This window comes from Ruegeria sp. BHSA118 (assembly GCF_059613405.1).
The window spans coordinates 23,070-41,963 of record NZ_JBXWSM010000005.1; the positions used below are offsets into that span (position 1 = coordinate 23,070).

Genomic DNA, 18,894 nt, shown 5'->3' on the forward strand with positions numbered 1-18,894 from the left:
CGTTCAGACATCCTCCATATGTGACGCGTCGAATGCGCCCGGCAACAAATCCCCGATGGTTGTTTTAAATTCAGCGCCGTCCACGGTTGCCAGGGTAACCTTCACATCGCGCTTGCCAAACTCGGCCAGTTTCTGGCGACACCCACCGCAAGGCGGCACAGGCTGAGGGCTGGAGGCGACCACATAGACCTCTGTCAGTTCCTGCTCTCCTGCGGCGACCATCGCGGCGATTGCACCAGCCTCGGCACAAGTGCCTTCGGGATAGGCCACGTTTTCAACGTTACACCCGGAAAAGATCTGACCCGTCGAAGTCCGAAGCGCTGCGCCAACCTTGAAATTCGAATAAGGCGCATAGGCGTTTTCGCGGACTGACAAGGCAGCGTCTTTGAGCGACATGGCGATTCCCCGTTTTTTGATCATCTGGTCAGAAATTTGGATCGTTACGTAAAAAGGCAGAGGAATTGAAGCCCCCAGCCAATGTTTTTCAGTCAGCCCAGTGTGGTCGTGAACGTACCGGGCAAGGTGACTTCCAGCAACTCGATGTTGTCCGAGGGCGAGGACAAGCGCGTGCGCATCCCGGGCGGGATGACAAAGGCGTCTCCCTGCTCCAGCCGGTAGGGCTCGCGCCCTTCGCCTTCCAGTGTCACTTGGCCGTCCATCACGAAGGTGAAATGGATATCGGTGTCATGGCTGGCCCATTCCGGATCGCCCTGCCCTTTGCGCACAACCTGAACGCCTGCGACCCCTTTGGTGTTCTCGGCAATTGTCGTATCGCGGCAGATGTAACCCGGAAGACGGAATGGCACCCATTCAGCATCCTTGGCCTGGTTGTAGACAAAGCGTTGCCCCTGCCATTCACGGTCCGGGCGAAAATGCGGCGTGGGAAGCTGCATGTCATGGTCGATTTCCGTAACATGTTCCGCTGGCACACCTATCTCGATGACCTGAACATTGTCCGACGCCTCGAGCACACGGTGACGAATTTCCGGCGGCTGGATAAAGCAATCCCCTGCGGTCAGGCGCATTTTCTCTCCCTGATCCTCGTAGACGACATCCACCCAGCCATGAATGCAGAATATCAGCTGGAACCCAACTTTGTGAAAATGCACCATATCGGGCACCGGGCCCCCGTCCGGGATGCGGATATGGCTGGCGATGATCGATCCGCCCAGACGATCCGGCACCAGATCGCGATAGTGCATCCCCGCCCGGCCGATGATCCAGGGCGCCTGATCCTTGAGCCTGCGCACCACGAAGGAATGAACTGTTTCAGGCATCACCAGCGGCGGATTACGCTCTTCGATTTCGATCCGGGTCCCATTCGGCGCGACAAGAACGCGTTGGCCATCTGCAAAGCTTTCCGGGTCATCTGTCAGGATGCGCAATGTTCCCGGACCTTCGGGCGCGTCTTTTTCGATCCGCAGCCGCAGACCGTGCCCAGAAAACACTGCGACGCGCGGATCGTCTGCGGGATAGATCATGTCCATCTGCATCCCCAACACCTTGGTAAAAAAGGGGATGTCGTTTCGAATTTCCTGGGTAGGCAAACGAAATTCAGCTTGGGTCCGGGAAGGCTCGGATGTTTTTGTCATGAGATGTCTCGTCAGAATTCGATTTTGGCCATCCGATCAGAACAGAGGCCAAAATGCCAATCGAAAAGAACATCTCGAGCGTTTCTTCCATCACGAAAAGCCGCGTTTTCATAACTGACGACAATGCTTCGCCGTGCAGCCCGGTGAATTCTTCAAGAAGTTGGGCGATGACGGCAAGACATCCGGCCGCAATGAACACGATCATAAAAGACGCGCGCTGTTTGACAGCACGCCATCCCGTCGGGATCCCATGCCAGATGACGCCGCCCAGAACAACGCAGGCCAGAACAACCCTGACCACAGTGACGTCCAGCACGGCGTCCAGGCCGTCAAGGATCAGGAACGGCAAACTGCCTTCAGGATAAACGCTTTCCTCAAGCTCACGCTCGGCCAACAATAGGAATGTCAGCCCGATATACAGCCGGGTGACACCCGGGTATCGCCACAAACCCGTCACACCCGCTGCAAACAAACACACCGCGGAAAGTGTTTCAAACAACCCGCCTTCCTGATTGAAAACCAGTGCCTGTTCTGGCCAGATGCCAACAGCACCAAGAAGCACAACACCCGACAGCACCGCAAACCATATGGTCAGCCGCGCAATTCCGGTATCCGCCACAGAACCAGAGAACAGGCCATCGACCTGATCATTTGCCTTGAAAGTCATTACTGCTTCGTCTTGCCTGAGTGTTTGTTCGTTACGCAAAGTTGACTAGATGTAAAAAAAATATGTCAAAATTCAACCCATTTCGGGTGTGCAACTGCGACAAGTCGGCAAAGTTACGCAACGTAGCCAAGCTTGGACAAATAGTTTAATGTTAAATCAAATTCAAAGAGGGAACTGAAACTTCAATGTCTGACACCCCCAGCCTGCGACAGGCCGCCCTTGACTATCACGCCCATCCGAAACCCGGAAAACTTGAGATCAAGGCCACGAAACCGATGGCCAACGGTCGCGATCTGGCGCGCGCCTATTCGCCAGGCGTGGCCGAGGCCAGCCTTGAAATCAAAGCCGACGCCGCCAACGCGGAAAAGTACACGGCACGCGGCAACCTTGTCGCCGTGGTATCCAACGGCACCGCGGTTCTTGGTCTGGGCAATATCGGGGCGCTGGCATCGAAACCGGTGATGGAAGGCAAAGCCGTCCTGTTCAAGAAATTCGCTGGCATTGACTGTTTTGATATCGAAGTAAACCAGCCTGATCCAGAAAAGCTGGCGGATATCGTCTGCGCGCTGGAACCGACATTCGGGGCCATCAACCTGGAAGACATCAAGGCACCGGATTGTTTCATTGTCGAAAAACTGTGCCGCGAGCGCATGAACATTCCCGTTTTTCACGACGATCAGCACGGAACCGCCATTGTCGTCGGGGCCGCGGCCAAGAACGCATTGCATGTGGCGGGGAAATCCTTTGCGGACATCAAAGTCGTATCAACCGGCGGCGGGGCTGCGGGGATTGCCTGCCTGAACATGCTGGTGAAACTGGGTGTGAAACAGGAAAACATCTGGCTGTGCGATATTCACGGGCTCGTCTACGAGGGGCGCGCCGAGGATATGAACCCGCATAAATCGCAGTTCGCGCAGAAAACGGAATTGCGGACTCTGGATGATGTAATCGGCGATGCAGATCTGTTTCTGGGCCTTAGCGGCCCGAATGTCCTGAAGCCTGAAATGGTTCAGAAAATGGCCGATCGTCCGATCATCTTCGCACTGGCCAACCCAACGCCAGAAATTCTGCCTCAGGCCGCGCGTGAAGTAGCCCCGAACGCGATCATCGCCACGGGGCGCAGCGATTTCCCCAATCAGGTCAACAACGTGTTGTGTTTCCCGTTTATCTTCCGGGGCGCTCTGGATGTGGGCGCGACCGAGATCAATGACGCGATGCAGATCGCCTGCGTTGACGGCATTGCGGAAATGGCCCGCGCGACAACAAGCGCCGAGGCCGCAGCCGCCTACAAGGGCGAGCAACTGACCTTTGGGCCGGATTACCTGATTCCGAAACCCTTTGACCCGCGTTTGGTGGGTGTCGTCTCATCTTCCGTTGCCAAGGCAGCGATGGAAAGCGGTGTCGCAAAGCGCCCCATCAAGAATCTTGAGGCCTACAAGGAAAAACTCAACCAGACGGTTTTCAAGTCGGCGCTTTTGATGCGCCCCGTGTTCGAGGCCGCGGCCGTCGCGTCCCGTCGCATCGTATTTGCCGAAGGCGAAGATGAAAGGGTGCTGCGGGCTGCACAGGCCATTCTTGAGGAAACAACGGAAACACCGATCCTGATCGGACGCCCCGAAGTCATCGAATCCCGATGCGAAAAACTGGGCCTGACCATTCGCCCGGGCACAGACTGCCAAATCGTGAACCCGGAAAACGATCCGCGTTATTACGATTACTGGAACTCGTATCATCAGATCATGCAGCGCCGAGGTGTGACCCCGGATCTGGCCAAGGCGATCATGCGCACAAATACAACCGCCATCGGCGCGATCATGGTGTATCGGGGCGAGGCCGACAGCTTGATCTGCGGCACGTTCGGCGAATATCGCTGGCATCTGAACTATGTTGAGCAGGTACTTGACGAGGGCAACCTGCGCCCGCACGGCGCGTTGTCGCTGATGATTTTGGAAGACGGCCCCCTGTTCATCGCCGATACGCATGTCCGGCAATTGCCGACGCCAGAAGAACTGGCGGAATCCACCATTGGCGCAGCGCGGCATGTTCGCCGTTTTGGGATCGAACCCAAGATCGCGTTCTGTTCGCAATCACAATTCGGCAATCAGGCAGAAGGATCGGGAAAACGCCTGCGCGCTGCATTGGACATCCTGGACCAGAAACCGCGCGACTTTGTCTATGAAGGCGAAATGAACCTGGATGCGGCCCTTGATGCGGATCTTCGGGAGCGGATTTTTCCGGGATCACGCCTGCAGGGCGCGGCAAATGTTCTGATCTTTGCACATGCGGACGCGGCCAGCGGCGTGCGCAATATCCTTAAAATGAAAGCGGACGGGATCGAAGTCGGCCCCATTCTGATGGGAATGGGCAACAAGGCGCATATCGTCACCCCGGCCATTACCGCACGCGGATTGCTGAACATGGCTGCCATCGCAGGGACCCCGGTGGCGCATTACGGGTAAGCCGGCCGCCCGACACCCTGAACCGCATCCCCCCGCGGGGGTGCAGTTAACACAATTCTCACCTTTTGACGGCTATATGTCGTTGCATCTCCGTGGGAGCCATGGGGCACGCGGAAGAATGGCGATTGGCTTTGCCCCGAGTCGCCTCGGACGTGATCTTTTGCACTGTCGGGTTTGCAAGTTTGCAAAATGGCCTCTTTGGCGCAGAAAATCCAATGCTGGAAAAGTAGTTTGCAAAAATTTGCAAGCTGTTGCGCGAAATACTGCAAATATTTTGCGATAAACTGACGCGTCGTCATTTGACGCGCTTGCCCGATAGTTTTCTGGGTCCTAACACAAAGACCAAGTCGTTGTGAGGAGGACGAGATGGCGTATCAGGACGTATATGACAGTTGGAAGAAAGACCCCGAGGCATTCTGGATGGACGCCGCCAAGGGGATCGATTGGGTCAAAGAACCCAGCAAAGCTCTGTTCGACGACAACGCGCCTTTGTACGAATGGTTCAGCGACGCACGGGTCAATACCTGCTGGAACGCCGTGGACCGCCACGTGGAAAACGGGCGCGGCGAGCAGACCGCCATCATCTATGACAGCCCGATCACCCACACCAAGCGCGAGATTTCCTATGTCGAGCTGCGCAACCGCGTGGCCAATCTTGCCGGCGCGCTGCGTGCGAAAGGTATCGAAAAAGGCGACCGCGTCATCATCTACATGCCGATGATCCCCGAGGCGCTTGAGGCGATGCTGGCCTGCGCACGTCTGGGCGCTGTGCATTCCGTTGTGTTCGGCGGATTTGCCAGCAACGAACTGGCGGTCCGGATCGACGACGCCAAACCCAAAGCCGTCATTGCGGCGTCCTGCGGTATGGAACCTGGCCGGGTCGTGCACTACAAACCGCTTCTGGACGGCGCCATTGAACTTGCCGAGCACAAGCCGGATTTCTGCGTCGTCTTTCAGCGCGAACAAGAAGTTGCGCAGCTGATCGAAGGGCGCGACTACAACTGGCACGGTTTCCAGTACGGTGTCGAACCGGCGGAATGTGTTCCCGTCGACGGCAATGATCCGGCGTACATTCTGTACACATCGGGCACCACGGGGGCACCCAAAGGCGTCGTGCGCCCCACTGCCGGGCATCTGGTGGCACTGAACTGGACCATGAAGAACATCTATAACGTTGATCCCGGTGATGTATTCTGGGCGGCGTCCGATGTGGGTTGGGTCGTTGGACATTCCTATATCTGCTATGCACCCCTGATCCACGGCAACACGACGATTGTGTTTGAAGGCAAACCGGTCGGCACCCCTGATGCGGGAACCTTCTGGCGCGTGATCTCTGAACATAAAGTGAAAAGCTTCTTCACCGCCCCAACAGCGATCCGTGCGGTGAAACGAGAAGACCCCAAAGGCGAATTGATCGCCAAGTACGATCTGTCTCATCTGCGGGCACTGTATCTTGCGGGGGAACGGGCTGACCCCGACACCATCATCTGGGCGCAGGATGCGCTGAAGGTACCGGTGATCGACCATTGGTGGCAGACCGAAACCGGATGGGCCATCGCCGGAAACCCGCTGGGCATCGAAGAGCTTCCGATCAAGCTGGGTTCGCCCGCGAAACCTATGCCCGGTTATGACGTGCAAATTCTCGACGAAGGCGGCCACCCGATGAAAGCCGGCGAACTGGGGGCCATCGCGGTCAAACTGCCATTGCCTCCGGGCACCCTGCCGACCTTGTGGAACGCCGAAGAACGGTTCAGGAAATCCTATCTGGAACATTTCCCCGGGTATTATGAAACCGGCGATGCCGGCATGATCGACGAGGACGGATATCTTTACATCATGGCCCGCACCGATGATGTCATCAACGTAGCAGGTCACCGTCTGTCGACCGGGGGGATGGAAGAAGTGCTTGCCGCTCACCCGGACGTGGCCGAATGCGCGGTGATCGGTGTATCGGATCAGCTTAAGGGTCAAATGCCCGTTGGGTTCCTGTGCCTGAATGCCGGCGCTGATCGGGATCATGGCGACGTGGTTCAGGAAGTCGTCAAGATGGTGCGGGAAAAGATCGGCCCGGTGGCGGCCTTCAAACTGGCCGTGGTCGTCGACAGGTTGCCCAAGACACGTTCGGGTAAAATCCTGCGGGGTACGATGGTGTCGATTGCAGACGGTCAGGACTATAAAATGCCTGCAACGATCGATGATCCAGCCATTCTTGACGAGATCAAAGAGGCCTTGCAGACAATCGGTTACGCCAAGTAACCCGAGGGCGGCATAAGCCGCCCAATTTTTTTGTCTTCTCTTGCAACCGGAAGCAGCCCCTCTACTGTCACGTTTAGACAGTGAGGACCCATGACACAAACCGATATCTGGCGTCTCAGCGCCACAGACCTGACCACCCTGACAAGACGCGGCGACCTGAGTGCGACCGAGGCGGTTCGGGCCTCGATCGAGCGAATGGATGAGGTCAACCCGCATTTGAATGCGGTGGTGGAAGACCTGCGCGCGCAAGCGTTGGAACGCGCCAAAGCGCTGGACAATGCGCGGGCTGGTGGCAAACCCACGGGTCCGCTGCATGGCGTGCCGGTCACGATCAAGGTGAACGTTGACCAGAAAGGCCATGCCACATCCAACGGTGTCGTCGCATTGAAGGATGTGATTGCACCGGATGACGCCCCGGTTGTGAGCAATCTGCTAAAGGCAGGGGCTGTTGTTGTCGGGCGGACCAACACGCCCGAGTTCTCTTTCCGCGCCGACACGGACAATCCGCTGTATGGCCGTACACACAACCCCTGGGGGCGGCATATCTCACCCGGCGGCTCTTCCGGTGGGGCCGGCGCTGCGGTCATGGCCGGAATCGGCGCGCTGGCCCACGGCAACGATATCGGCGGCAGCCTGCGCTTTCCCGCGGCGGCCAACGGAGCCGTGACGGTGAAACCCGGGTTGAGGCGTGTCCCGGCATGGAACCCAAGCCAGAAGGTCGAACGCGGTTTGCTGGCGCAATCGATGTCAGTTCAGGGCCTGATAACCCGGTCGGCCGCTGACCTGCATCTGTCCATGCCCAGCCTGATCGCCGCCGACGCGCGTGACCCGTTTCACGTGCCGATGCCCTGGCGTGGCCCTGATCCCGACGCGCCCGTCAAGGTGGCCTTTACCAAGAATACATTCGGCTATGCCCTGCACCCCGAGGTGGACAAAGCGCTCGACACGGCACGGGACGCACTGACCGATGCAGGTTACGTGGTGCAAGAGATTGACCCGCCTGATGTATTTGAATGCGGTCGGATCGGTTACCGTACGCTGATGGGCGAAGTGCTCACGCTCATGAAGTCAGATATCGAAGCGGCCGGTTCGAAAACCATTCAGAACATCTTTGCGGTCTATTTCCAGGAATTCCCGCCTATTGTCGAAACCGAGATGATTCAGATGCTGGCCAAACGAAGCCACTATGCGCGGGAATGGTCTCTGTTTTTGCAGGATTACCCTTTGGTGCTGTCGCCTTTCCTGCCACAACCGTTCTTCAAACCCGACCGGGACACCGAAGGCGCCGACGGAGTGCATGAGGTTCTGGGGTGTGCCGTATATTCCTATGCGATGAACTTTCTGGGCCTGCCTGCCGCATGCGTTCCGGCCCGGCTGGCTGAATTGCCAAAGGGCCCTCAGCCGATCAATGTTCAGATCGCGGCACAGCGCTGGCGCGAAGATCTGGCGGTGGATGCGGCCGCGGCAATCGAGGCACGCGTGGGGCAAATGTGCCTGCCGCTTTGGGAAAAGCCAGAGTTGCAGGGTGGCTGCAAAAAATAGACCCCGGGACATTGTACCCGGGGTCCGACTGCTAAAATAAGCCCGGATTTCTGATGACGAGCGTAGCACCACCCACCCTCGCCAGCGCAAAATCTGCGCAATCATTCGAATACGCCGTTCAGGTGGCCACTCACTCCCACCTTGGCGTGTTCTCCGGGCAATTTCACATTAGCCAATCGTTAAGGGAATTCCTGTGAACTGCTTCACATAGGCGTGAGAAAAATTCGGAGGTGGCCGATTTTACGTAAATTGTTCGGATATTAGACGTTCTTCCAACCCATGGCCGGGGTCGAAAAGGATACGGTGCGCAATGGCTGGTTCCGACCTGATCTCGACCCAGTCTATATCCGGGAAAGAAACGGAATCAGCAGCCACGATGACCGGTCGCTTGTCAGCTTCGACCACATCGAACCTGACTTTCGCCATTTTCGGCAACAAGGCACCGCGCCACCGCCGTGGGCGAAACGCCGCGATGGGTGTTAAGGCCAGAACGTCAGCGCCAATCGGGACAATCGGCCCATGCGCGGAATAGTTGTAGGCGGTCGATCCCGCTGGCGTGGCAAGCAATGCCCCGTCACAGACCAATTCGGCCATGCGCACCCGGCCGTCTACGCTGATCTTGAGCCTTGCTGCCTGAGGGCCCGCGCGTAGCAATGACACTTCGTTGATCGCCAAGGCTTGGTGCAGTTTTCCTGATTGGTCCATCGCCTGCATGGCCAACGGGTTGATAACCTCTTCTTCGGCATCCTCCAACCGCGCCATCAGATCGTCTTCGTGATACTCATTCATCAGAAAGCCGATCGTGCCGCGATTCATCCCGTAAACCGGAGTATCGAGATGCTGCACATTGTACAAAGTGTGCAACATGAAGCCATCACCCCCAAGAGCAACCACAACATCTGCGTCGCGTGGTGCTACATTACCGTGTTTGGACACCAGAATATCCCGGGCCGTTTGCGCCACTTTGACCTCACTGGCAAGAAAGGCGATTCTTTTTTTCATGTTTTCCGGTTTCCGGTGCTGCACATTTGGTTCCGAAACAAACATACCTTTCCCCGATAGGCCAGTCTTGACGCCGCAGCGGGCCAAATCGTCGCTTTAAGCCTTTTGCAAATGTGGCGTTTCCGATAGGAAATCCGCAAGATTTTTACCCAGCCATGTGGAGCGCCCATGAACGCCAATCTTCGTGATACCGGATTTTTCACCCAGTCCCTTTCTGATCGTGATCCCGAGCTTTTTGGCTCGATCACGTCGGAACTGGGTCGTCAGCGCGACGAGATCGAGCTGATCGCGTCCGAGAACATCGTCTCTGCCGCCGTGATGGAGGCGCAGGGCTCGGTGATGACCAACAAATACGCCGAAGGCTATCCCGGCCGTCGCTATTATGGCGGTTGCCAGTTCGTCGACATCGCCGAAAACCTCGCCATCGACCGCGCCAAACAGCTTTTCGGCTGTGAATTCGCCAATGTGCAGCCCAATTCCGGCTCTCAGGCCAACCAGGGCGTGTTTCAGGCGCTGATTCAGCCCGGCGACACCATTCTGGGCATGAGCCTGGATGCCGGTGGCCACCTGACCCACGGCGCGCGGCCCAACCAGTCGGGCAAGTGGTTCAACGCCGTGCAATACGGCGTGCGCCAGCAGGACAACATGCTGGACTATGATCAGGTCGAGGCGCTGGCGAAAGAGCATAACCCCAAGCTGATCATCGCGGGCGGTTCGGCCATCCCGCGCCAGATCGACTTTGCCCGCATGCGTCAGATCGCCGACATGGTCGGGGCCTATCTGCACGTGGACATGGCGCATTTTGCCGGTCTGGTTGCGGCGGGCGAACATCCCAGCCCCTTCCCGCATGCGCATGTGGCGACCACCACCACGCACAAGACCCTGCGCGGTCCGCGTGGCGGCATGATCCTGACCAATGATGAAGATATCGCAAAGAAAGTGAACTCGGCCATCTTCCCCGGCATTCAGGGCGGCCCGCTGATGCACGTGATCGCGGCCAAGGCCGTGGCCTTCGGCGAGGCGCTGCAGCCTGCCTTCAAGGACTACATCAAGCAGGTTGTCGTCAATTCGCAGGCCTTGTCGGATCAGTTGATCAAGGGCGGTCTGGACACGGTGACCCATGGCACCGACACCCATGTGGTGCTGGTCGACCTGCGCCCCAAAGGGGTCAAGGGCAACGCCACCGAAAAGGCCCTGGGCCGCGCGCATATCACCTGCAACAAGAACGGCGTGCCGTTTGACCCGGAAAAGCCGACCATCACGTCGGGCATCCGCCTGGGTTCGCCCGCCGGCACCACACGAGGCTTTGGCGAGGTTGAATTCCGCCAGATCGCCGACTGGATCATCGAGGTCGTCGACGGCCTGGCCGCCAATGGCGAGGACGGAAACGGCGCGGTCGAAGCCAAGGTCAAGGCCGAAGTCGCAGACCTCTGCGCCAAATTCCCGATCTATCCGAACCTGTAACTGGTCCACCCTCAAACACGGAACGGCGCCATGAGGCGCCGTTTTTTTGCTTAAGATACCTAAAAACGTTCTGGATCTCGCCCAGCGCATATCCGGTGTTTTGGGCAAGGTCCCGGGCCCAAAGGTCGCCCAGACCATTCAGGTAAATACGCGCTTTTTCCGCCTCGACCAGCTTTTCGCGCAGCAGTTCACATCGGATCCGTGCATTCGATGTCATGACACCCACGGATTTGCGCCATGTTCAGACCTTGGCGCGCTGTCCGGAATCCAAGCTCAGATCAAGCCGCGCCACCACAGAAAAACCAGCAAAAGTGTCGTCAGCGCCAGCATGTTGAAGGCCAGCCCCCCCAGCAGGCCAAGGAACCAACCCCATCTGCGATCCGCAAGATTGATAGACCCCAGATGTTCCTGCACCACGTCGGACGCCTTGAACAGCCTGGGGTTATCCAGAACCAGCCTCAGTTTGGGATGAGACGCCATCGCCTCGGCCCGGGCCAGAATCAAGGCCTGCTTGTAGACGCGCCGCGGCAATCGGCGCCTGGCCTTGCGGATCGATGCCTCAAGCGTCTTGTCGCGCACCCCGAGCTTTGCGCGCAGCAACACAACCGTTTCGGCGATCCGGGTCTGAATGTCTGGGTCCTGCGGCATTGGTGGCCTCCTGCGGAGGCAATCTAGCGGCAGCGTCAATGACCTACAATGGGGCTGGTCGTTTCCGGCGGTGACTTGTATCACGCGTTACATGCTGAACACCATCATACATGGCGAACCGACCGCCCGACCGCCCCTTGTCATTGCCCACGGCCTGTATGGGTCGGCCCGAAATTGGGGCGTGATTGCCAGACGGCTATCAGACCAGCGGCAGGTTGTGGCCGTTGATATGCGTAACCACGCCTACAGCGCGTGGGACGCTTGTCATGACTATCCCCATCTGGCGCAGGATATCGCCGAGGTCATCGAACAGATTGGCGGGACAGCGGACGTTCTTGGGCATTCAATGGGCGGCAAGGCCGCGATGACACTTGCGCTGCAACACGGCGCGCTAGTGAACAAACTGGTGGTCGCAGATATTGCGCCGGTGAAATACACGCACAGCCAAATTCAATTCATCGAGGCCATGCGTGCCGTGGATTTCTCGCGCATTGCACGCCGCTCGGATGCCGAGCAGCAATTGGCCGAGCAAGGCGTCGAAAAAGCATTGCAGAGCTTTTTCACCCAATCGCTGGACATCAAGGGAAAGCGTTGGTTGCTGAACCTGGATGTGTTGGCGGACCAGATGCCAAACGTCATGGGCTTTCCCGAATTGGACGCCCAGTGGCAAGGCCCCGCGCTGTTCTTGTCGGGGGGCGAGTCAGATTACGTCTTGCCGGAACATCGAGCCAAGATCCGCGCTTTGTTTCCCGGCGCGCGATTTGCCAAGATTCCCGGCGCCGGACATTGGCTGCACGCCGAAAAACCGCGCGAATTCGAAGCTGCTGTCAGGACCTTCCTGAACGCCTGATCAAGCGCCTTGATACAGCCGCCTGGCCACCATCCAGGATGCCGGAGCGGCGATTACGGCCCCCGCGGCCGCGGCGCCCACAATTGCGCTGACGGACACCATTCCAGCCGACAGCACGGCGATTACGGCCGAACCAGACAGAGCAGTTGCAATCAGTGAATACAGCATAGCGGCAAGGCGAAACATGGCCGGATTTTCCTTTTGATGGCTTCCGGTCAAATATTTCACGATTCGAATATATTACGCTTTGATTTGTGTCAGTTTCAAACGGTTCCGAAGCTAGGATTTGGAGATTTCACCGCCCCCATTCAACCAGTCCGTCAATCCACCAAGATTGTACACCCTCTGGTATCCCATATCCTTCAGGAGTTTTCCGGCCAAAGCCGCGCGCCCGCCTGATGCGCAGTACAACACGATGGGGCGATCCTTGCGCAGTTCAGGGTCATGTGATTGCAATGCATCATCTGCCCGAAACTCCAGCATGCCGCGGGGTATATGATGCGCCCCGACGGCGCGGCCCGTGTTTTCCAACTCATTCGCATCGCGAATGTCCAACAGCAGCGCCCCCTGTTCGGTCATCGCCTTTGCCTTGGCCGCATCGATACGCTCGACCACCGCGTTGGCCGCCTCCATCATCTCTTTCACCGTCACCGGCATGTGGGTTCTCCTTTACGTCACCGCGCAGAGGTTAACATGCGAATTTTGGAAGGTGTAGACATGGAAGGAAACGCGCGTGTTACTGCTCGCGAAACGCGCGCGACATGCTGTCTGATACCGGTTTGGCGATATAGGCCGCAAAGGTGCGTTCCTCGGTCTGGATCATGATTTCAGCGGGCATCCCCGGTGTCGGAACAAAGCCGCGCACGCGCTGCAACTCATCCGGGGTCAGTGAGACTCGTGCCAGATAGACTTCCTGCGGAACACCGGTCGAATCCTCAAGCAGCGCATCGGCCGAAATATAGAAGACCTCGCCATACAAAACAGGCGTCGTGCGCTGATTCAATGCGATCAGGCGGACTGTGGCGGTCTGCCCCGTGACGACACTGTCAATCTCGGTACGCGGAATCTGTGCCTCGATGATCAGGGGCGCATCCGCGGGCAGGATCTCGGCTATCGGTTCCCCGGTCTCAATCACACCGCCAGGCGTGTGATAATGCAATCGCACCACCGTTCCGGTGACCGGCGCGCGCACCACGGCCCGGTCAAGAACGCTGCGCGCCTGTCGGGATTTTTCACGCACGCTTTCCAGATCAGCTTCGATCACGCCCAGTTCGTCCAGTGCGGCCTCACGATAAGCGGACCGCGTACGCGCAATCTGTTCGTCATATTTCAGCAGCATCTGGTTGATTTCAGCGGCTTCCGCCTGCAACCGGGCCTGCTGACCTTCGGCTTCGGCCTGGACACGACGGATGGTGTTCAACTCCCCTTTGCGGACAAGGCCCTTTTCGAACAGTTGGTTCTTGGCTTCGAACTCCTCCTGCAAGATCTCGGCACGCCGGGCCATGCTGTCCAGCTGCGCCTCAAATCCGCTGGATCGGATTTTCAGTGCTTCCATGTTGCGCTCCAGCAAGGCCAAGTCATTCAGCAGCGTCTTGCGCGACACATCGAAGCTGAGCTTTTGCCCATCCAGAATGGCCATTACTTCAGGATCGTCGGATGCTTCGACAAGCGCCTGCGAAAACACGAGGCGGTCGCGTTCCCCGTACTCGGCCAGCAACCGTTCGGTCATGGCCTGAAGGCGCAGCTTGCGAATATGCAGCTCACGCTCATTGGCCTGCGCCGAGGTCTGGTCCAGGGTCATCAACACCTGACCTGCCTGAACCGCCTGACCTTCCACAACCTTGATGTCTTCGATGATGCCGCCTTCAAGATGTTGGACAATCTTGTTTCGGCCCGTGGCCACAAAGCTGCCTTGCGCGATGACCGCTGCGGCCAGCGGGGCACTGAAGGACCAGACCCCGAAACCGCCGAAGCACACGACAAGCATGACCAGCCCGATCACCATCAACCTGTTGATCGAGCGCGGAACCTCGGCATACCAGACATCTGGATCATTGGCTGAGTTGTTCACAGGTACGAGGTCATTCATGGTCAGCCCCCCTGCTGGCCTTCAATTCCGGTCTGCTTGCGCGGCCCGTTGAGCTGCTGAAGAACCTGATCACGCTGGCCGAACAGGGCCACGCGCCCGTCCGTCAGCAACATGATCTTGTCGACAACATTCAACAACGTCGGCTTCTGCGTAATGACGACCACGGTGATCTTGCTTTGACGCGCCTGTTCGATCGCACATGCCAGCGCCTTGTCCCCTGCGACGTCAAGATTTGAATTCGGTTCATCCAGCACAACCATTCTGGGGTTGCCGAAGAACGCCCGCGCCAGTGCGATACGCTGCTTCTGACCACCGGACAAAGGCGAGCCATCGGCGGCCACCACGGTCTCATATCCCTGCGGCAACGTTGCAATCATGTTATGAACATCGGCCAGAACGGCGGCATCGTGGATCTGTTCGTCAGTGGCATCCGCCCGCATCCGGCCGATATTGTCCTTGATCGTGCCCGGGAACAGCTGAACATCCTGCGGCAGGTAGCCGATGCTTTCACCGAACTGGCGCGGGTCCCAGTTTCGGATGTCCATCAGGTCAAGCCTGACGCTGCCCGATGTGGGCAGAATGGATCCCACCAGAGTTTTCCCAAGCGTGGTTTTCCCGGCACCGGAATTGCCGATGATGGCCAAAGTTTCGCCGGGAACCAGCGAGAACGTGATGCCGTTCAGAACCACGCGTTTGGTTCCGCCCGGTACATAGAGCAGGCGTTCGACATCCAGACGACCTTCGGGGCGTGGCAAGCGCAATTTTTCGTATTGCAGGGCCGAAGTCGACAGCAGCGCCTTGATCCGGCCATAAGCTCCGCGCGTCAGCAGATAGCTGTTCCATCCTTCAATCGAACCTTCGATTGGCGCAAAGGCACGCCCGGCAATGATCGAGGCCGCAATCACCATACCGCCCGTGATCTCTCCTTGTAGCGCCAGGAACGCGCCCCAACCCAGAATTCCGATCTGCGTCAAAAGGCGAACGGCGCGCGAGATTGAAGCGAAGATCACGTTGCGATCCTGTGCCCGAACCTGCCAGGTCAGGGATTGGGCAGTGTCCCGCCCCCAGATCCGCACGGCCTCGGGGATCATTGCCAGGGCGTTGATGATCTGGCTGTTGCGAGACATCGAATCCAGATGCAGATTCGCCATGGACTGTGCCTTGTTGGCCTCGGCAAACGGCTTGGCAGTCATTTTCTGGTTGATCAGCGCAATCGTCATCAGGATCAGCGCAGTAACCACTACGATCATGCCCAGTTGCGGATGCACCAGGAAAATCATCAGGATGAACAGCGGCGCAAACGGCACGTCCAGAAATGAAAGCAGTGTGCCCGAGACCAGAAAACCACGAAGCTGTTGCAGATCGCCCAATGTCTGATACTCGCGCCCGTTTCCATGCAGCGACGCATAGGCCGCCGCGCTCAGAACCGGTGCGCCCAGCCGGGCCGCCACTTCGACCCCGGTCCGCATGAGCATGAACCGCCGCACCGCATCAAAAGCAGACTGGAAGACCACCGCCCCTGCAACGATGGCCGTCAGCATGATCAGCGTGTCCAGCGACCGGCTGGTCAGAACACGGTCACTGATCTGGAACAGATAGATCGGGATCGCCAGGATCAGGATGTTCGTGGCGCAGGTCAGGACCAGAACAAATGCAAGATTGCGCCGGATCGCCCGCATCGAAACGCGCAACGTACGCTGGAAGTCTTCGGGCGGGGTGCGTTTGTGGAAGGTTTGGGGTGGCCCGTTCCCATCACCGCCGCCGGAATTCGTTTGCAACAGTGGCTGGTTTGCCTTGGCCTCGATCGTGGTGCCTATGCCGTTCCCACCGGATGAGCGTGCAGAGGGGGTCTTGCGCGCAGTCGAGTCCCCGGCGGATGCCGGATCTGGGCCGTCGGCGTCGGCCACCCCATTGCCGCCACCCGCCGTACCTTCATCTTGCGCGGGTTGCGGCTGCGCACGCTGATGGGGAGGATCAGCGCGCCGTCGTTCGCGTGAGTGTTTTTGGTCTTCAGCTTGCTGTGGCGCTTCGGTTTCTACCGTCGAATCCGGATCTGACTCAGACACGCGCATCTCCTGCGTCAGGTGCAACCGGGCTTTGACCCGTTGTGTCACTGGATCTGCCCCACCGTCTGCGCGCTGGCGTTTCGGGCCCAAACCGCCCTGCCTGTCCAAGGGACTGGATAAGAGCGGACGGCGCGACGAAAAAACAATCGACATATACAAACCTTCTGGTCACTCGATAAAAACTTGGGGGGGTCAGGCCAGCAGGGTTTGCAGGCCGTCATCTGGTGTCGTTGTGTCAGTGGATGGTGCGTCCAGTGCCAGGGCCGCATCCGGTTGCGGCACAGACATGTCCGCCATGATTGCGGCGATCGCCTCGTTGGTCATTTCTGTGATTTCTTGGTTGTCTGGCATGTCAATCAGGCTGGCCTGATGAAGCAGCAGGTCGGAATAAGATCCGTCAGCGGCCATAACCGTCGAATCCACACCCATTTTGGTCAGATTGACAGAGTTCAACAGGGCGTTGCTGCCTGCGACGACATCGGTATCGGCGGCACTTGGACCGGACAGGTCAATTTGATCCTGATCCAGCATCATGGTGACCTGTTCAACAATGTTCACCTGCAACAAGTCTCCGTCGATCTTGAGCACGCGCAACTGTTCCATTCCTGCGAACAAGGGATCGTTGAGCAGCGCGTTCTCCAAGGCATCGATGTCCGTTTGATCAAGCGCCATGGCGTCGGAAAGGTTTTGTTGCAGATCCTGATGTGTATCTGCGCCTATCGTTTTGACCGACGCGTCATTCATGATCACGTTTTCATCATCTCCGGCCATTGCGCCGGGCTTACCGCCGCTGATGATATCGTCATCCATCAGGGCGTTGGCCTGGTACAACATGTCCACGGAAATCATATTCCCGTCGATCATAATCAGGTCGTAAAAGCTGCCCAGCTGCACGATGTCGGTGACATTGAACATTTCGTTGTCGCCCAACGCGTACAAGGTCGATGCGGCCGAAATCTCGGTCTGTATGTTGTCGATATCCGTGGCGTCGATAACTTGCTTGACGAAGTTGGCCACAACCAGATCACCGTAGACCCAATCCACAACGATGAACTCGGGCTGTCCGGTTGTTCCGGTGCCATTGTCCAGCCAGGGGGCATCTCGACCTTCGACTTCGATCTTCGAGGATTGGATCACATTGGTGCCGCTGCCCGTTCCCGGCGCCCCCACATCCCAATCTGACACAAGCGCGACCTGGCTGATGGCGGTCAGGCTGATCGCCTGCCCTCCGACGGCGATATAGGGAGCATCAACCCAACCTACAGATGCCGAGACAGCATTGATCGCAAGGTTTCCTCCGGTCACGACCAGGTGTCCGTCGTCAAAGTCAGGATCTTTCGACTGATCCCACTCGGCCGGAAGCATGGCCTCGGCCTCATCATCTCCATCTTCGGCTTCATCCGGCTGATGGAACGCAGGCAGGATGTCTGTCCATACCGGAGCGTCGTCAACGTACTTGCCGTTCACGATCACCCCCAACGCATCATCGCCATGAAACTGATGTATCGTGACCCCGTCGATATTCGCGTTTGCCGGGGCCAACATCTGTTCGGCCAGCGCCTCGAGCATTTCGGTCGACTTGTAATCCGCGAGTGAAAGCGAAGGGGCTGCCAGGGTATGAAGCGACAGCGCCATGTCCAGCATCTCTTCGCCCTGGGCGATCAGCGCCTCGGTATCGCGAAAGTCCCCTTCCCCCACCGTGTCGTTGTCGCGCATGACCACCTTTTGCACGGTGAACGTCATTGCCGAACCCAATGGCACTGTATCCGGTCGCAGAATAATCAGTTCCGGTGCAGAAGACGGACCGGATACGCTGTCTGGCACAAATCGCGTGGACTCCGCGCTGTCACCGTTGAGGATGATGACCGACTCATGCACCGGTCCGACAGGAGCTTTTGGCAACGGCAGTTCCGGTTGAGAGGGAAGAAAATTGAATGGCAGGGCTTTGTATTCGCCCGCCGGGATATCCAGATCAGCTTTGATGTGAATCGAGGTTGGCTCGTCAAGCCCGTCTATTTCGGCTTTCCGCCTCAGGGCGCTGAATTCCTCGTACTGATCCCTCAGGCGGGCTTGTTCTATTGTAAGCTCAAAAGTTCCAACAAAATGCGCTATCGTTTCCGTAATACCGTCAAGTGCCATGTCGGTTTTCCTTTTTGCCCGCGGCGGCTCGTAATTTCCGCTTTGGGTTCAGTTGGGCCGGGGCCGCGTTTTGCGGCCCCGGCATTTTCGAAAGGTAGCAAGGCCCGAAAATGCGAGCCC

15 protein-coding genes are annotated in these 18,894 nt (G+C 57.9%); 5 read left to right on the top strand and 10 right to left on the bottom strand.

What is annotated here, in order from left to right:
• Positions 1–3 precede the first annotated feature (3 nt).
• From AC2FNN_RS02655 to AC2FNN_RS02665, 3 genes are all read right to left on the bottom strand, one after another.
• Positions 4–420, bottom strand: a complete 417-nt coding sequence (locus tag AC2FNN_RS02655) for a cytidine deaminase (protein WP_171723615.1) — start codon at positions 418–420, stop codon at positions 4–6.
• 68 nt (positions 421–488) lie between these two features.
• The gene (locus AC2FNN_RS02660; protein ID WP_496756422.1) at positions 489–1,592 is read right to left on the bottom strand and encodes a cupin domain-containing protein; all 1,104 of its coding nucleotides are present in this window, start codon (positions 1,590–1,592) and stop codon (positions 489–491) included.
• The gene (locus AC2FNN_RS02665; protein WP_496756424.1) at positions 1,555–2,259 is read right to left on the bottom strand and encodes a hypothetical protein; all 705 of its coding nucleotides are present in this window, start codon (positions 2,257–2,259) and stop codon (positions 1,555–1,557) included. The genes AC2FNN_RS02660 and AC2FNN_RS02665 overlap by 38 nt, the downstream gene beginning before the upstream one ends.
• Positions 2,260–2,444: 185 nt before the next feature.
• On the opposite strand from AC2FNN_RS02665, the gene AC2FNN_RS02670 reads away from it, so the two are divergent.
• The 3 genes from AC2FNN_RS02670 (at position 2,445) to AC2FNN_RS02680 (ending at position 8,516) form a co-directional block, all read left to right on the top strand.
• A complete protein-coding gene (locus AC2FNN_RS02670; RefSeq protein WP_496756426.1) occupies positions 2,445–4,718 on the top strand; it encodes an NADP-dependent malic enzyme in 2,274 nt (757 codons plus the stop codon).
• A gap of 366 nt (positions 4,719–5,084) precedes the next feature.
• On the top strand, positions 5,085–6,974 hold the full coding sequence (gene prpE, locus AC2FNN_RS02675) for a propionate-CoA ligase PrpE (protein ID WP_496756428.1): 1,890 nt from the start codon (positions 5,085–5,087) through the stop codon (positions 6,972–6,974).
• Between the two features lie 90 nt (positions 6,975–7,064).
• Complete coding sequence (locus AC2FNN_RS02680) at positions 7,065–8,516, top strand: amidase family protein (protein WP_496756430.1); 1,452 nt, start codon at positions 7,065–7,067, stop codon at positions 8,514–8,516.
• A 240-nt stretch (positions 8,517–8,756) separates the two neighbouring features.
• Here the strand turns inward: AC2FNN_RS02680 and AC2FNN_RS02685 are convergent, their stop codons facing one another.
• Positions 8,757–9,518 (bottom strand): NAD kinase, encoded by a 762-nt coding sequence (locus AC2FNN_RS02685; RefSeq protein WP_496756431.1) that lies wholly within the window; start codon positions 9,516–9,518, stop codon positions 8,757–8,759.
• A 168-nt stretch (positions 9,519–9,686) separates the two neighbouring features.
• Here AC2FNN_RS02685 and glyA point away from each other — a divergent pair, with 168 nt between their 5' ends.
• Positions 9,687–10,982, top strand: a complete 1,296-nt coding sequence (glyA, locus tag AC2FNN_RS02690; RefSeq protein WP_496756432.1) for a serine hydroxymethyltransferase — start codon at positions 9,687–9,689, stop codon at positions 10,980–10,982.
• Positions 10,983–11,255: 273 nt separating this feature from the next.
• On the opposite strand, the gene AC2FNN_RS02695 is transcribed toward glyA, so the two are convergent.
• Entirely contained in the window at positions 11,256–11,630 is a 375-nt protein-coding gene (locus AC2FNN_RS02695; protein WP_496756434.1) for a hypothetical protein, read from the bottom strand.
• 91 nt (positions 11,631–11,721) lie between these two features.
• On the opposite strand from AC2FNN_RS02695, the gene AC2FNN_RS02700 reads away from it, so the two are divergent.
• Entirely contained in the window at positions 11,722–12,480 is a 759-nt protein-coding gene (locus AC2FNN_RS02700) for an alpha/beta fold hydrolase (RefSeq protein ID WP_496756435.1), read from the top strand.
• On the opposite strand, the gene AC2FNN_RS02705 is transcribed toward AC2FNN_RS02700, so the two are convergent.
• The 5 genes from AC2FNN_RS02705 to AC2FNN_RS02725 form a co-directional block, all read right to left on the bottom strand.
• Entirely contained in the window at positions 12,481–12,666 is a 186-nt protein-coding gene (locus AC2FNN_RS02705) for a hypothetical protein (protein WP_152457401.1), read from the bottom strand.
• A gap of 93 nt (positions 12,667–12,759) precedes the next feature.
• The gene (locus AC2FNN_RS02710) at positions 12,760–13,137 is read right to left on the bottom strand and encodes a rhodanese-like domain-containing protein (protein WP_496756437.1); all 378 of its coding nucleotides are present in this window, start codon (positions 13,135–13,137) and stop codon (positions 12,760–12,762) included.
• Between the two features lie 79 nt (positions 13,138–13,216).
• On the bottom strand, positions 13,217–14,569 hold the full coding sequence (locus tag AC2FNN_RS02715; protein WP_496756439.1) for an HlyD family type I secretion periplasmic adaptor subunit: 1,353 nt from the start codon (positions 14,567–14,569) through the stop codon (positions 13,217–13,219).
• Positions 14,570–14,571: 2 nt separating this feature from the next.
• A complete protein-coding gene (locus tag AC2FNN_RS02720) occupies positions 14,572–16,641 on the bottom strand; it encodes a type I secretion system permease/ATPase (RefSeq protein ID WP_496756522.1) in 2,070 nt (689 codons plus the stop codon).
• Positions 16,642–16,827: 186 nt separating this feature from the next.
• Entirely contained in the window at positions 16,828–18,774 is a 1,947-nt protein-coding gene (locus AC2FNN_RS02725) for a type I secretion protein (protein WP_496756440.1), read from the bottom strand.
• Between the last annotated feature and the right edge of the window lie 120 nt (positions 18,775–18,894).